This window comes from Actinoplanes sp. NPDC051388 (genome assembly GCF_055586225.1).
Genome location: NZ_JBVJIP010000012.1, coordinates 161812 through 175974 on the forward strand (window position 1 = coordinate 161812; position 14163 = coordinate 175974).

The following is a 14163-nucleotide window of genomic DNA, read 5'->3' on the forward strand; positions in this document are numbered from 1 at the left end:
CGCTGCGTGATTGCTGACGGACCATCGGAAGGGACGGCAGCGACTCCCGGACTGCCGCTCGACGTCTAGGTGGTCGCATGTTCCCGGATCAGTCGCCCCCGTCGCTCCCGGCCGTCGGCATCCTCGGCACGGGGTCCTATCTCCCGTCCCGCGAGGTGACCAACGCCGAGCTAGCCACCCTGGTCACAGGCGCTGACCCGGACTGGGTGGCGAGAAAGACGTTGATCGAGGCACGCCGGTTCGCGGCCGCCGACGAGGCCGCCTCGGACCTCGCGGCGAAGGCCTCGATTCCCGCCCTGGAGGCCGCCGGGATCACCGCCGCGGACCTCGACTACCTCATCGTCTCCACCAGCACCGGTGACTCTCCGCAACCACCGACGTCAACGATCGTCCAGGATCTGATCGGCGCCGACCGGGCCGCCTGCTTCGACATCAACGTGGTGTGCGCCGGCTTCGTGTTCGGCCTGGCGCTGGCCCGCAGCCTGGTCGCCACGCAGCCGGACGCGAAGGTGCTCGTGGTCGCCTCGGACGTCTACTCCCGCATCCTCGACTTCGACGACCGCCGCACCGCGGTGCTGTTCGGCGACGGGGCCGGCGCGGCGGTGGTCGGCGCGGTGCCCGAGGGATACGGCGTGCTCGACATCGAGCTGGTCAGCCGGGGCGCCGCCCAGCAGCTGATCCGGGTCGAGGCGGGCGGCAGCCGGCGACCGGCCTCGGCCGAGACGGTGGCCAACGGCGAGCACTACTTCCGGATGGACGGCCGCGGCGTACGCGAGTTCGTCGCCGAGCACGTGCCGCCGGTGCTGGACCGCATGCTCGACCGCGCCGGTCTGCACGCCAAGGACGTCGACCACTTCGTCCCGCACCAGGCCAACGGCGTGATGCTGAAGGAACTGGTGGACCTGGCCCAGCTCGACGGCGCGACCACTCACCTGACCCTGGCCCGCTACGGCAACGTCGGCAGCGCGTCGGTGCCGGTGGCGCTGGACGCGGCCGCCCGCTCCGGCGCTCTGCGCGACGGCGAGCTGGTGCTGCTGGCCGGCTTCGGCGGCGGCATGGCGGTCGGCGCGTCCGTGCTGCGCTGGCACGCCGGGTAGCACTCAGTGGGGCTTGACCAGCCAGTCCCAGGCGCGGCGCAGCCCGCTCTCCGGCGCGGCGTCCTCGCTCGGCGCGGAGAGCCGGTCGGCCGGCTCGGAGATGATCACGCCGTGCTCGTAGATGCCGTCGATCTGGTCGGCGCCGGCGAACTTGTGTCCGTCGCCGGTGCGGATGATCAGGCCGTGGAAGATGTCCTCGCGGTCGTCGGCGAGCACGTGGTCGACCACGCCGGCGCGATCGCCGGAGCGGTCGTAGACGGCGGTGCCGGTCTCGAGGACGAGATAGGACTGCGGCGCGCCGATGTCCTCGGGCGCCTGGTCGGTGTCGGTCATGGCAGGTCGAGTACCCGCAGGCCCGTTTCGTACACGGATCAGTCGGTGGGCGGCAGAACCGCGACCTCGCGGTAGAACCGGTCGATCTGACGCACCGTGGCCTCGAAGTCGTCCAGCCCGAAGGGCTTGGTGACATAGGCGTTCGCCCGGTGCTGGTAGCTCGCCACGATGTCCGGCGCCGCGCCCGACGTGGTCAGGATGACCACCGGGATGGCCTTCAGCCTCTCGTCGCTCTTGATCGCGGCCAGCGTCTCGCGACCGTCCATCCGGGGCATGTTGAGGTCGAGCAGAATCAGGTCGGGACGGTGCGCGTCCGCGTATTGCCCCTCGCGATTGAGGTAGTCGAGGGCCTCGCGGCCGTCCGCGACCCGGGTGACCGTGGCCCGCCTCTCCGCGTTCTCGAGCGCCTCCTCGATCATGAGGGCGTCGGCGTCGTCATCGTCGACGACCAGAATCTGGAGACTGCGCACCTAACAACTCCCTCATTTGCGGTGCGGCAAGCATAGGGCTCGCCGAGCCCCCCACTCCATCTCCGGCCGGGTTGGAATCCGTGGCGGTCGTCCGGACCCGATCGAGACATGTCTCATAGGCCCGTCATGCAACGTGCTCGAAACACCTGGTCACCGAGCGTGGATCAACAGTGGCTGAAGTGCTGCTCTCCGTAGTTTCCGGTTGGCGTGCCACCAATCCGAGCTGAGCTCGCGTCTGGGCCGTGTGCGAGGACGACACGGTAAACGGCGGCGGATCCTGGTCCGCCTACTGGTGATCATGCTGTTCTGGTGCGGCGCGGGACTGGCCGCGGCGGAGGCCTACATCGAGTCGGTGCCACTGCCCGGGGATCCACCCGGTCCACAGGCGTCGGTGCTCTACTACCGCGACGGGCGGACCATCCTGGCGCGGGTCGGCACCACCGACCACAACGACGTGCCGCTGGCCCGGGTGCCGCTCGCCGTGCGCCGGGCGGTGCTGGCCGCGGAGGACCGCGACTTCGCCGAGCACGGCGGCGTGTCGATCCGCGGTGTGGTCCGCGCGGCCATCGCCGACCTGCGCGGCGGTCGGGAGGGCGCGTCCACGATCACCCAGCAGTACGCCCGCAACGCCTTCCTGACCCAGGACTTCTCGTTCGACCGCAAGGCGCGGGAGCTGGCGCTGGCCGTGCAGCTGGAACGACAGCACGGCAAGGACGAGATCCTCGAGCGCTATCTGAACACCATTTACTACGGGCGCGGGGCGTACGGGATCGCGGCCGCCGCCAACGCGTACTTCGGGGTGCCGCCGGAGCGACTGACGCCCGCCCAGGGCGTGGTGCTCGCCGCGGTGATCAAGGACCCGTGGCACTTCGATCCGGACGTCGATCCGGCCGGCGCCCGGGACCGATTCGGATGGATCGTCAAGGCCGCCGCCGAACTGGACTGGTTGCCGGGCGGGCTCGCGTACCCGGAGGTGAAGAAGCCCCGGGCCGTCCTGGACGGGCCCAACGGCCTGGTGGTCGACCAGGTCGAGCGGGAATTGATCGCCCACGGCGTCAGTGCGCAGGACCTGCACACCAAGGGCCTGTCGATCACCACCACGCTGGACCCGGTCGGGCAGCCGGCCGCGCTCGAACTGGTCGCCGCGCAACTCAAGGAGCAGCCCGCCGACCTGCGCGCGGCCCTGGTCGCGGTGGATCCCCGCAGCGGTGGCGTGCGCGCCTATTACGGCAGCGACCAGGGCCGTGGCTACTACGACTACGCCGCCGCGCTGCACCCGGCGGCGTCCACCTTCAAGCCGATCGTGCTGGCCGCCGCCCTGGAACGCGGCATCAGCTATCGCTCGCGGTGGGACGGCAGTTCGCCGCGCATCTTTCCGGGCCGCAACGGCGTGCCGCTGAAGAACCACGACGGCCTGCAGTGCCCGGACTGCACGCTGCTGGAGGCGATGGTGGACTCGCTGAACACCCCGTTCTACGCGGTCACCGAGCAGATCGGCGCCGACCAGGTGCGCGACGCGGCGGTGCGGCTGGGCATCCCCGACCGCTACGACGGACAGCGGTCGATGGTGGACAGCAAGGGCGACCCCAAGCCCGGCCGCACCCGGCCGGACATCGCCATCGGCCGCTACCCGGTGACCCCGGCCGACCTGGCCAGCGTCTACGGCACCTTCGCGGCCGGCGGCGAGCGGCGGGACCGGTACTTCGTCGAGTCGGCGACCACCGCGGACGGCGCCGAGCTGCACCGGGCCCGGCCGAGCGCCACCCGGGTGCTGGACAGCGGGGTCGCGGCCGACGTGTCCACCGTGCTCAGTGCCGTGGTGCGCGGGGACGGCGTGACCCCGGGCCGCCCGGCGGCCGGCAAGACCGGCACCCAGCAGTGGGGCAACACCAAGGACAACCAGGACGCCTGGATGGCCGGCTACACACCGGAACTGGCCACCACGATCTGGCTGGGCAAGGAGACGCCGGGTCCGATCCGGGACCACGGCGGGCGACCCATCGAGGGCGACACCCTGCCGGCCAAGCTGTGGCAGTCGTTCGTCACCAAGGCCCTGAAGAACGAGCCGACCGAGCCGTTGCCGCGGCCGGCGAACGTGGGCCGGGAGGACGTGGGGGATGCCGGTCGTTCGCAGGCCGCCAAGCCCGCGGAGAAGAAACCACAACCGGACAAGGAGGGCCCGGTGGTGATCCACACCGCCCACGACGGCAACCGGCTCGCGCTGACCTTCGACGACGGCCCGTCGACCTATACCGCCGAGGTGCTCGACCTGCTGAAGGAGCACCACATCAAGGCCGTGTTCTGCGTGGTCGGCGAGGAGGTCGAGAAGCACCCCGACCTGGTGCGCCGCATCGTCGACGAGGGCCACGGGCTGTGCAACCACTCGTGGAAGCACGACGACCTGGGCAAGATGACCGCCGCCGACGCGAAGGCCGACATCGAGAAGACCAACGCCGCGCTGGCCGAGGCGGTGCCGGGGGAGACGGTCACCTGGTACCGGGCGCCGTTCGGCAGCTGGGGCGCGTCCGCGAGGGTGGGCATCGAGCTGGGCATGACGCCGCTGGGCTGGGTGGTCGACCCGGACGACTGGACCCGGCCGGGCGCCGACGTGATCCGCGAGCGCATCAAGGAGCAGCTGAAGCCGCGTGCGGTGGTGCTGGTGCACGACGGTGGCGGCGAGCGGGATCAGACGGTGTCGGCGCTGAAGAAGCTGATCCCGGAGCTCGCGGACGACGGCTGGAAGTTCGACCTGCCGGAGCGGACCGTCCCGACGAAGCCACTGCCGGACGTCGAGGTCACCGACTCCCCAACGTCTCCACCAAGCGCAGAACCCCCGGCCCCAGAATCACCACAAAAATCACCGGAAACAGACAGAACAGCACCGGAAACAGGAGCTTGACCGGCACCTTCCGGGCCTGTTCCTCGGCCGCCTGACGACGCTTCATCCGCTGCTCGCGGGCGTGCTCCCGGAGCACGTTCGCGATCGGCACGCCGAGCTCGCCGGCCTGCACCACCGCCGTCACGAAGCGCTGCAGCTCGCGGACCGTGGTGCGGGCGGAGAGCGCACGCAGCGCGTCGGTGCGGGAGATGCCGATCCGCATCTCCTGCAGCACCCGGTTGACCTCGCTGGGCATCGGGCCCTCGAGGTTCTCCGCCACCTGCTGCATGGCCGCGTCCAGGCCGAGGCCGGCCTCCACCCCGATCACCATCGCGTCCAGCGCGTCCGGCAGCGAGGCGGCCAGCTCCTTCTGCCGGCGAGTGCCCAGGTCATAGATGGTCAGGTCGGGGATGAACAGGCCGAGGATCGCGCCGGCCGGTCCGCCGAGCAACGCCCCCGCCGGGCCGGCCATGATCGCCCCGAACAGGGCGCCGCCGATGCCGGCGCCGACCAGGAGCACCCCGCGGCGGCGCACCACCAGCTCGATCGGCCGGCCGTCCGGGTTGCCCGCGTAATCCAGCAGCCGGACCAGCCGCGCGCGACCGCCGGGTGGGGTGACGGCCCGGCCGAGCCGGTCCGCGGCGCGGGCCACGGCGGTCCGCACCCGCTGATCCCAGGTCGGGCCGCGATCATCGAGCAGACGACCACGGGTACGCCCGAAGGCCGCCAGCGTCGCCAGCAGCCGCTCGCCGCGCGTCGGCGGCAGCGCCACCGCGAGGAACACCAGCCCCACCGAGGCGGCCGCCGAGACCGCCGCGATCCCCAGCACGATCAGCATCGCCATGTCAGACCCCGACCCGCACCACGCGACGCAGCCAGAGCATCCCGACCAGCATCAGCACGCCACCGCCGACCAGCATCGTGATGCCCAGCGGCTCGGTGTAGAGCGGGCGCACGTAGTCCCGCCGGAACAGGAACATCCACAGCCCGATCGCGATCGGCATGATCACCAGGATGGTGGCGGACAGCCGGCCCTCGGCGGAGAGCGCCCGCACCTCGCGCCGCAGCTGCTCGCGCTCGCGCATCGTGTCGGCGGTGGTCTGCAGCACCTCGGACAGGTTGCCGCCGACATCGCGCTGCAACTTGATCGCCATGGTCAGCCACTTCATGTCGGCGTTGCCGGTACGCTCGCCAACCCGCTCCAGCGCGTCCTCCAGCTCACCGCCGATCCGGGTCTCGGACACCGCCCGCCGCAGCTCGGCGGCGACCGGCCCGGTGATGTCGCGCACCGACGCCTCGATGCCGTGCTGCAGCGTGAACCCGGAGCGCAGCGAGCTGCAAATCATCTGCAGGGTGTCCGGCAGCTCCCGGGCGAAGGTCCGCTTGCGCCGCTCGATCCGGCCCTGCAGCAGCGCGTTCGGCACCAGGAACCCGGCCGCCAGCCCGACCGGCAGGCCCAGCCACCAGGGCAGGATCAGGGACAGCACGAGGGCCGTGCCGAGCGCCGCGCCGACCCGCACGACGAGCCACTCGTTCGGCCGGATCGGCACCGCGGCGGCGTCCAGCAGGTCGTGGTTGTCCAGCCGGGTGAACCGGGCCGGCCACTCGCCGGCCCGGTAGGCGGCGGCGCGGATCGCGGCCAGCAGGCCCCGGCGCACCGGCGCGTTGACCGCGAACCGGTTCAGGATGGCGAGCCGGCGCTGCACCGGGGTGCGGCCGAAGCCGGCGTCCAGGACCAGCCAGGCGGCCAGCAGCACCGCGCCACCGGCCGCGACGGCGGCGAGATGGATCATCGGCCCCGCCCGGCGGTGAAGAGCGACGACGCCGGCGTCACGCCGTAGACGGTCATGTCCTCCGCGAAGCGTGGCCGCAGGCCGGTGGGCTCGAGCGTGGCCGCCCGATGGTCGAACAGGAACAGGTCCTGCAGGCTCACCACCTCGGCCTCCATGCCGACCACCTCGCTGATGTGGGTGATCCGGCGTGACCCGTCCTTGAGCCGGCTGACCTGGATGATCAGGTCGACCGCGGCGGCGATCTGGTCGCGGATCGCGCGCACCGGCAGCTCCAGGCCGCCCATCAGCACCATCGTCTCCATCCGGGACACCGCGTCCCGGGGCGCGTTGGCGTGCAGCGTGGTCAGCGAGCCGTCGTGGCCGGTGTTCATCGCCTGCAGCATGTCCAGGGCGGCGGCGTCGCGCACCTCGCCCACCACGATCCGGTCCGGCCGCATCCGCAGCGCGTTGCGCACCAGGTCGCGGATGCTGATCAGGCCGCGGCCCTCGGAGTTCAGCGGGCGCGACTCCATCCGCACCACGTGCTCCTGGCGCAGTCGCAGCTCGGCGGCGTCCTCGATGGTGACGATGCGCTCGTCGTGCGGGATGAAGCCGGACAGCAGGTTGAGCATCGTGGTCTTGCCGGAGCCCGTGCCGCCGCTGACCACGATGTTGCGCCGCCCGCGCACGCAGTTCTCCAGGAACTCCGCGGTGGTCTTGGTGAGAGTGCCGAAGCGGATCAGGTCGTCCACGGTCAGCGGCGACACGGCGAACTTGCGGACGGTCAGCGACGAGCCGTCCAGCGCCACCGGCGGGACCACCGCGTTGACCCGGCTGCCGTCCGGCAGCCGGGCGTCCACCATCGGGCTCGCCTCGTCCACCCGGCGCCCCACCCGCGAGCAGATCCGGTCGATGATCCGGCGCAGGTGGGCCTCGTCGTCGAACTCCACGTCGGCCCGCTCGATCCGGCCGAACCGCTCGACGAACACGCGGTCGTGGCCGTTCACCATGACCTCGCTGACCGACGGGTCGCGCAGCAGCGACTCGATCGGGCCGTGGCCCAGCACGTCGTCGGTGACCTCGCGGATGATCCGGGCCTTGTCGGCGCCGGCCAGCGGGCTCCCCTCGCGGGCGATCAGCTCGGTCAGCGTCTGCCGGACCTGACCCTCCAGCTCCTCGGCCGGCGTGTTGATCGAGTAGAGCGTCGGGCCGAGCTCGTCCGCCAGCCGGCGCTGGATCCGCAGCCGCACCTCGGTGACGCTCTCGCCGGACTGCAGCCCGGCCGCGCGATAGCGCTCGCTGGTGGCCGAGGCCTTGCTCTCGTCGATCGGCGGAGCGGCCTCAGGCCCGAGTCGAGCGGGGCCGCGGCCGATCCGCGCGGACAGGCTCATCGCCGGCGCCCGAACGCGAACAGCTTGCGCTTGGTCTGCTGCCGGGTGCCCGCGGTGCCGGCGCACCGGTCGGCGAGCCGGCGCATGGCCATGCTCACCGGGTGGGTCGGGTCGTCCAGCGTCAGCGGCACGCCCTTGTTCACCGACACCGGCACGTCGCGTGAGGACGGCATGTGCACGGACAGGTGCGCGCCGACCGCCTCCTCGACGTCCTCCACCGTCAGACCCACCTGCGAGTCGGCCCGGTTGAACACCACCAGGCGTCGTTCGCGCGGGTATTCGAGCAGGTCGAACATCTCCACGGTGAGCCGGACGCTCTTCAGCGTCGGCAGGTCGGGGGTCACGATCGGCACGAACCAGTCGGACTGGTCGAGTGCGGCGAGCACCTGGTCGGAGACCGTCGACGGGGTGTCCACGACCACGAAGTCGTACATGCCGCGGGCCACCTCGAGCACCTCGCTGACCAGGTCGCGGCTGACGTGCTCACCCTCGGCCGGACTGGCCGGCGCGAGCAGGACATCGAACTTCGGACGGTACGCGGTGAGCACCGACCGCAGTCCGGTCTCATCCAGCCGCCCCGCCATCCCGATCGCGTCCGAGATGCCCCGGGCCGGGGGCAGCTGCAGCATGATCGCGACGTCGCCGAACTGCAGGTCCAGGTCGATCAGCAGCACCCGCCGGTGCCCGTCGCCGGCCAGCGCGGCGGCCAGGTTGGTGGCCACCACGCTCTTGCCGCAGCCACCCTTGCCGGCGAAGATCGTCACGATCTTCGCCCGCCGGGTCCCGTCGCTGCCGTGCATGGCCGCGCTCAGCGCCTTGGAGAGGTCCACCGACCGGGCCGCCGAGTTGCGGATGCCCTCGGCGTCCAGCTCCTGGATCACCTCGCGCACGCCGGAGCGCATCGCCCGGCCCAGCTCGTCGGGCTCCAGCGTGCGGCGCAGCAGCAGCACCCCGAGCAGCGGCCGCTGCACCCGCTGATAGGACGTGAAGGTCAGCGCCTGGTCCAGATCGACGGTGGCGCCCAGCACGACCAGCAGCGTCTCCGGGTTCCGGAGCAGGTGCTCGTCCAGGTCGTCGATCGAGTCGACGATGTCGAAGCCGTACTCGGTGTAGAGCGAACCGATGCTCGTGCGCCGCTCGGCGTCCGGCTCCACGTAGACGTAGTAGGTCATCGGTCCCTCCTCACGGCCACAGGTTCTGGTAGTCGACCGCCGACGACGGCGTCACCTGGACGTCCGCGCCGACCAGACCCAGATAGATCTCGGCGGTCTGGGCCGCGTGCACCAGCCGGGTCGCCTCGCCCTGGTCGACGGCGAGGGTGGCCGGATAGGAGGTGGCGTCGCGCGCCGACCGCCGGGCCGAGGTCGGGCTCGGGGTCACGTCGCTCGGCGGTCCGGTGTTGATGCTGATCACGGTCGCCGCGGGCAACAGCACGCGGGTCTTCTGCCCGCTCGGCGGCGCGTCCTTCGGGTAGGTGACGAAGACCGTCACCGTGTCCCCGGCGGTGACCTTCTCGGCCACGCCCGGCGCCATCGTCACCAGCACACTCACCGCGAGCTTGTCGTCGGGCACACCGGCCTGCGCCGGGGTCTCGTCGTCGCCGGTCAGCAGCCCGCGCATCAGCATCTGGTCGGGCGCCAGGTCGGTGGTGAGCCGCAGGGCGTCCAGTCCCGCGCCCAGCTCGTCGAGCGCGCCGTCCGGCACCGTCTCGGCCGGCATCAGCACCCGCTCGGCGAGCTCCCGGCTGCGGATCGTCCCCACCGTGGTGCCCTTGGGGATCCGGTCCTGGGCGAGCAGCACCCAGACGCCCTCCCGGTCGGCCACCGCCCGCTGGTCCGCGCCGCGCGCATAGGCCAGCACCGCCATCGCGCTGAGCCCCGCCAGGGCCAGCGCGACCAGCACGATCAGAACCCGCCGTCGCATGTGTGCCTCCTCATCCGAACCGGGTGATGTAGGTGACGCCGTAATCCCGCGACGAGCCGGGCAGCGTGGCGTGCACGGGCACGAACTGCCGGGTGAAATAGCCGCGCACACAGTCGTCGTCGGGGCAGACCGCGCCGCCTCCGCCGAGCGGGACGAACGCGGCCAGCCCGGCGATCCGGTACTGGTCCGGCGTGCCCGGCGCCCCGGCGCGCATCGCGTCGGTGAGCGGGACCAGCACCGGCTCGCCGCTGTCCCGCGCGTCGGCCAGCGCGTTGGCGCAGTCGGCGGCGACCGGTGGCGTGCCGATCGAGGCGCCGACCAGCACCGCGCGCCGGCAGCCGGGGTCGGTGGCGAAGGACGTGTAGCCGTTGGTCGGCAGCCACCCGGCCGGCACGTCGGCCCCGCAGGTCGCGACCGTTCCGCCACCGGGGGGAATGCTCTGCGTCGCGCCCGGCAAAGTGGCGCCGTTCCCGGTGGTGGCCAGCCAGTCGCAGTACGCGATGCCGATCGCCAGCACCGTGCCCGCCTCCGGCGCACCCCAGGCCACCTGGGAGCACGCGCCGACCGTGGTACCCGCGTTGCTGCCGGACAGCGCCTGGGCGAGCACCGGCGGCAGCAGGGTGGACCCGTCGGCCTCCCGGGTGCCGGTGCGCACCTCGGCGAACGGCGCGTTGAGGCCGGCCGGCAACGCGGCGCAGGGTGCGGTGCGGGCGCGCGGCTCGGCGCCGCAGTCGATGGTGCAGACCTCGAGCACGGCGTCCGACTCGCCGTCGCGGGCGTTGCCGTCGGCCTGCCGCCGGGCCAGCGCGTCCTGGTCCGCGCAGGTCGACGGCGAGCTCATGCAGGACCAGCCGACCGCCCAGGCGGCCGCGTCGGCGCCGCCGCGCAGTTGCTCGCGCTCGTGGGCGATCAGCCCGACGTCGATCACCAGCGCGCCCATGCCGAGCAGCACGCCGCCGCTGAGCAGCACGGCGACGAGGACGGCGACCGCGCCACGGTCGTCGTCCCGGCGTGCGAACAGGCTCAGCCGACGCACGCCATCACGCCCTTGGCCTCGAGCTCGAACGAGTCCAGCGAGCTCTGCCCGAACAGCAGCATCATGCTGCCGAGCGGCGTCACGGTGTCGTACCGGTAGGTGAGCGTGACCTCGGCGTCGTCGGAGGTGGTCGCGTTCGCCGGACAGGCGGTCACGGCGACCGAAGTGGGGATGGCGCCGAGCACGTTGGCGGCCTTGTCGGCGACGTCGGACGTCTGGCCGAAGGCGGCGGCCCGGGCGCCCTCCTGGGCCGCCTCGGTGAGCAGGATCTGCCGGTTCAGCAGCATCCCGAAGTCGATGATCCCGAACAGGACCAACAGGAGCAGGGGCAGGACGATGGCCATCTCGACGGCGGCGGCCCCGGAATCCTCCCGGACCGGCCACCACCGGCCGATGATCAGTCGGTGCCGGGGTCCGTGGCGTCGCCGCCGCCCAGCTGCGTCGCGACGTCGTCGAACATCGCGTCGATGTTGCCGCCGAGCAGCGTGACCGAGGAGATGATGATGACCGCGATCAGGCCGACCAGCAGTGCGTACTCGACCGCCGTGGCGCCCGCGTCGTTCCGGTCGCGGCGGGAGGACCAGCGTGCCGCCATCTCGAACAGCAGGGTCGTGAGCATCGTGGTTCTCCTTTACGGATGCCGCGACGGATTGCGCCGGCATGGTCAGCCTGTCGCAATGTGTATCGGTCCCGTGGAGAGCCACTAAAGGGTTTGGCAGACCTGCCCGGTCGGCTGTGTGCGGTGTCATGAACGCTCGGCGAACCACCCGGCGACCTGATCCGGCGTGACGTCGTAACCGGTCGCTCTCGGCCCGGCCCAGTTGACTCCGACCAGGTAACCTTCCCGCTCCAGACCGGGCAACCAACGGTTCAGCCAGAGGTCCAGATCGATCTCCACGACGTCGAAGTTCCGATATGCGGCCACCTGCCCGACGACCTTCTGCGCCCGGGACGCCTTCGACCAGAAGGGCAGCGTCCGGCTGCCGTCCCGGTCCCTGGCGACCGGGTAGCCGCCCTCGTCGCGGATCGAGAAGACCCGCCCTTCCTGGGGCGCCTCGCGGCGGAACGCCGACCGGTGGGCTCCGCTGAGCGACATGCCGTCTCCCTCCTGACGCGGCCAACGTGCCTATCGTCGCTTGTCGGAGGGTTCGGGGTGATTTGAATGCGAATTTACTGCAGGAGAGACAGGTGGTGGACCAGCTTGTCGACCCGGTTCCGCGGCCCGACAAGACTCAATGCCAGGTACGAGAGTTCCCCGCTGTCCGCTTTACCGACCTCGGCGAGGTATTCGTCGTAGATCCGGGTGGACTGCGCGACGGCCGGCATGTCGGCCACGAATACCCCGAGGGACGCCGCCGCCCGTTCGCGAATGCCGGGCAGCCGCTCCGCCGGAGCGCCCAGCACGCTGCAACCGGCCCAGGGCAGACCGGGATGGGCCATCCCGGCGGCGTCCTTCGCGTCCGGCCCGAGCAATCCGCTCACGCCGGCCGCGGTGGCGGCGGCCACGCAGATCGCCGCGTTGGCGGCCCGTCCCGGCGGCAGGCTCTCGTCGATCACGATCACCCACTTGAGGCGGGCGCTGCGGGTGGGCTGGTCGGTGCGGATCTCGGCCGTGTCAAATCCGATCATGTGTCAAAACGCTAGGCAATACTGCGGATCCGTGGCAAGCGATCCGGATTTAATCCGGCTATCATCGCGATGTGGCGGGCTTGGACGAACTTGATACGGCGATCCTGCGCGAGTTGCAGGTGGATGCACGGCGCACCAACCGCGATGTGGCCGCGGCCGTCGGGGTGTCGCCGACCACCGCGCTGGATCGCACCCGGGCGCTGCGCGAGCGCGGCGTGATCCGCGGCGCCAGCCTGAACGTCGACCTGGCCGCCTATGGCCGGCCGGTGCAGGCGCTGATCGCGGTGCGCATCCGGCCGCCGTCCCGGCGCAACATCGAGGCCTTCCGCAACTGGGTGAGCGCCCTGCCCGACACGCTCGGCCTGTTCGTCACCACCGGCGCCGAGGACTTCCTGATCCACGTGGCGGTGCCGGACAACGAGGCGCTCTACGCGTTCGTCATCGACCGGCTGACCGAGCACGCGCACGTCGCCGACGTGCGCACCTCGGTGGTCTACGAGCACCTGCGCAACGACCGGATCACGCCGATTCCCTAATCTCGACCGCATGGAGATCAGGGAAGCCACCGACGCGGACTGGGCGCTCATCTATCCGTTCTGGGCGCGCATCGTCGCCGCGGGGGAGACGTATGCGTACCCGGAGAACCTGAGCCGAGAGCACGCGCGCGGGCTGTGGATGGAGAAGCCGCCGAACCATGTCGTGGTGGCGGTCGACGGCGATCGGGTGCTGGGCAGCGCGAAGATGGGCCCCAATCGTCCCGGCCGGGGCGCGCACATCGCGACCGCGAGCTTCATGGTCGATCCGGAAGCGCGCGGGCGGGGCACCGGGCGGGCGCTGGGCACCTATGCGGTGGAGTGGGCCCGCGCGGCGGGATATCACGGGATGCAGTTCAACGCGGTGGTCGAGACGAACGCGCCGGCTTTGCATCTGTGGCAGGCATTGGGATTCGAGATCCGGGGCACGATTCCCGAGGCGTTTCGGCATCCTACGAACGGCCTAGTAGGGCTCGTCGTTATGTACAGGAAACTCGCGTAAAGTCCGAAATCCCCAAAAATCCCTAAAGTCCGAATAGCCTGTTCATGTCGGTCGTTCACGGGGGCGACCGAATTCCTACAGGAGGCTTCGGCATGATGAAGTTCCGGCGGATCGGTGCAATGGTCGCGGCGACGGTGGCGGCCACCGGCATGGCGATGACGGTGACCACAGCGCCCGCCGCCGCGGCCCCGAAACCGAAGGGTCCCACGGCGGTCTGGTCGATCCTGCCCAGCGTCAACGAGAACAGCATCAAGTTCGTCTCGGTCGGCTTCAAGACGGACGTGAAGATCTGCAACTTCAAGCTGCGGGTCGCCGACTGGGGCAACACCGACGTGACGCACCCGGGGTTCAAGCCCTTCACGTCGCTCTACGGCGACGACACGCTGAAGAAGAACGAGGTCGACTGGGCCGGTTTCTGGGTGAAGACGGGCGACTACAAGCCCGGCACCACCTACCAGCTCCTGCCGGCCACGATCTACTACAGCAAGTGCGGCAAGAAGGCCAAGCTCGAGATCAAGTACACCGGTTTCCTGCTGCCGGTCAAGGGCATGTGACCTCGACCAACAGGTAGTGACGCGCGGCCGGCGGGGGCGGCCGGC

17 protein-coding genes are annotated in these 14163 nt (G+C 71.1%); 5 read left to right on the forward strand and 12 right to left on the reverse strand.

What is annotated here, in order from left to right; genetic code table 11:
• Positions 1-77 precede the first annotated feature (77 nt).
• Positions 78-1097, forward strand: coding sequence for a 3-oxoacyl-ACP synthase III family protein (locus ACZ6TI_RS28535; protein WP_465348241.1), 1020 nt, complete (start codon positions 78-80; stop codon positions 1095-1097).
• Between the two features lie 3 nt (positions 1098-1100).
• On the opposite strand, the gene ACZ6TI_RS28540 is transcribed toward ACZ6TI_RS28535, so the two are convergent.
• Positions 1101-1430, reverse strand: a complete 330-nt coding sequence (locus ACZ6TI_RS28540; RefSeq protein WP_465348242.1) for a PRC-barrel domain-containing protein — start codon at positions 1428-1430, stop codon at positions 1101-1103.
• A 38-nt stretch (positions 1431-1468) separates the two neighbouring features.
• Entirely contained in the window at positions 1469-1900 is a 432-nt protein-coding gene (locus ACZ6TI_RS28545) for a response regulator (protein WP_465348243.1), read from the reverse strand.
• 298 nt (positions 1901-2198) lie between these two features.
• Here ACZ6TI_RS28545 and ACZ6TI_RS28550 point away from each other — a divergent pair, with 298 nt between their 5' ends.
• Positions 2199-4799 carry a transglycosylase domain-containing protein gene (locus ACZ6TI_RS28550; RefSeq protein ID WP_465348244.1) on the forward strand — a complete coding sequence of 867 codons (2601 nt, stop codon included), beginning with the start codon at positions 2199-2201 and terminating at the stop codon, positions 4797-4799.
• On the opposite strand, the gene ACZ6TI_RS28555 is transcribed toward ACZ6TI_RS28550, so the two are convergent.
• The 10 genes from ACZ6TI_RS28555 to ACZ6TI_RS28600 all read right to left on the reverse strand — a co-directional run bounded on the left by ACZ6TI_RS28555 (position 4696) and on the right by ACZ6TI_RS28600 (position 12529).
• Positions 4696-5622, reverse strand: a complete 927-nt coding sequence (locus tag ACZ6TI_RS28555; RefSeq protein WP_465348245.1) for a type II secretion system F family protein — start codon at positions 5620-5622, stop codon at positions 4696-4698. The genes ACZ6TI_RS28550 and ACZ6TI_RS28555 overlap by 104 nt on opposite strands.
• Position 5623: 1 nt before the next feature.
• The gene (locus ACZ6TI_RS28560) at positions 5624-6571 is read right to left on the reverse strand and encodes a type II secretion system F family protein (protein WP_465348246.1); all 948 of its coding nucleotides are present in this window, start codon (positions 6569-6571) and stop codon (positions 5624-5626) included.
• A complete protein-coding gene (locus tag ACZ6TI_RS28565; protein ID WP_465348247.1) occupies positions 6568-7941 on the reverse strand; it encodes a CpaF family protein in 1374 nt (457 codons plus the stop codon). Before ACZ6TI_RS28565 ends, ACZ6TI_RS28560 begins: the two co-directional genes overlap by 4 nt.
• A complete protein-coding gene (locus ACZ6TI_RS28570) occupies positions 7938-9113 on the reverse strand; it encodes an AAA family ATPase (RefSeq protein WP_465348248.1) in 1176 nt (391 codons plus the stop codon). The genes ACZ6TI_RS28565 and ACZ6TI_RS28570 overlap by 4 nt, the downstream gene beginning before the upstream one ends.
• Positions 9114-9123: 10 nt before the next feature.
• On the reverse strand, positions 9124-9864 hold the full coding sequence (gene cpaB / locus ACZ6TI_RS28575) for a Flp pilus assembly protein CpaB (RefSeq protein WP_465348249.1): 741 nt from the start codon (positions 9862-9864) through the stop codon (positions 9124-9126).
• 10 nt (positions 9865-9874) lie between these two features.
• Complete coding sequence (locus ACZ6TI_RS28580) at positions 9875-10900, reverse strand: pilus assembly protein TadG-related protein (RefSeq protein WP_465348250.1); 1026 nt, start codon at positions 10898-10900, stop codon at positions 9875-9877.
• Positions 10888-11301 (reverse strand): TadE/TadG family type IV pilus assembly protein, encoded by a 414-nt coding sequence (locus ACZ6TI_RS28585; protein ID WP_465348404.1) that lies wholly within the window; start codon positions 11299-11301, stop codon positions 10888-10890. The genes ACZ6TI_RS28580 and ACZ6TI_RS28585 overlap by 13 nt, the downstream gene beginning before the upstream one ends.
• The gene (locus ACZ6TI_RS28590; RefSeq protein ID WP_465348251.1) at positions 11298-11519 is read right to left on the reverse strand and encodes a Flp family type IVb pilin; all 222 of its coding nucleotides are present in this window, start codon (positions 11517-11519) and stop codon (positions 11298-11300) included. Before ACZ6TI_RS28590 ends, ACZ6TI_RS28585 begins: the two co-directional genes overlap by 4 nt.
• Before the next feature lie 126 nt (positions 11520-11645).
• Complete coding sequence (locus ACZ6TI_RS28595; RefSeq protein WP_465348252.1) at positions 11646-11996, reverse strand: DUF2750 domain-containing protein; 351 nt, start codon at positions 11994-11996, stop codon at positions 11646-11648.
• A 74-nt stretch (positions 11997-12070) separates the two neighbouring features.
• Positions 12071-12529 (reverse strand): DUF2000 domain-containing protein, encoded by a 459-nt coding sequence (locus tag ACZ6TI_RS28600; RefSeq protein ID WP_465348253.1) that lies wholly within the window; start codon positions 12527-12529, stop codon positions 12071-12073.
• A gap of 80 nt (positions 12530-12609) precedes the next feature.
• Here ACZ6TI_RS28600 and ACZ6TI_RS28605 point away from each other — a divergent pair, with 80 nt between their 5' ends.
• The 3 genes from ACZ6TI_RS28605 to ACZ6TI_RS28615 all read left to right on the forward strand — a co-directional run bounded on the left by ACZ6TI_RS28605 (position 12610) and on the right by ACZ6TI_RS28615 (position 14118).
• Positions 12610-13065: an Lrp/AsnC family transcriptional regulator gene (locus ACZ6TI_RS28605; protein ID WP_465348254.1), complete on the forward strand. Its 456-nt coding sequence runs from the start codon at positions 12610-12612 to the stop codon at positions 13063-13065.
• A 10-nt stretch (positions 13066-13075) separates the two neighbouring features.
• On the forward strand, positions 13076-13564 hold the full coding sequence (locus ACZ6TI_RS28610) for a GNAT family N-acetyltransferase (protein WP_465348255.1): 489 nt from the start codon (positions 13076-13078) through the stop codon (positions 13562-13564).
• A gap of 92 nt (positions 13565-13656) precedes the next feature.
• Positions 13657-14118, forward strand: coding sequence for a hypothetical protein (locus tag ACZ6TI_RS28615; protein ID WP_465348256.1), 462 nt, complete (start codon positions 13657-13659; stop codon positions 14116-14118).
• The last annotated feature ends 45 nt before the right edge of the window (positions 14119-14163 follow it).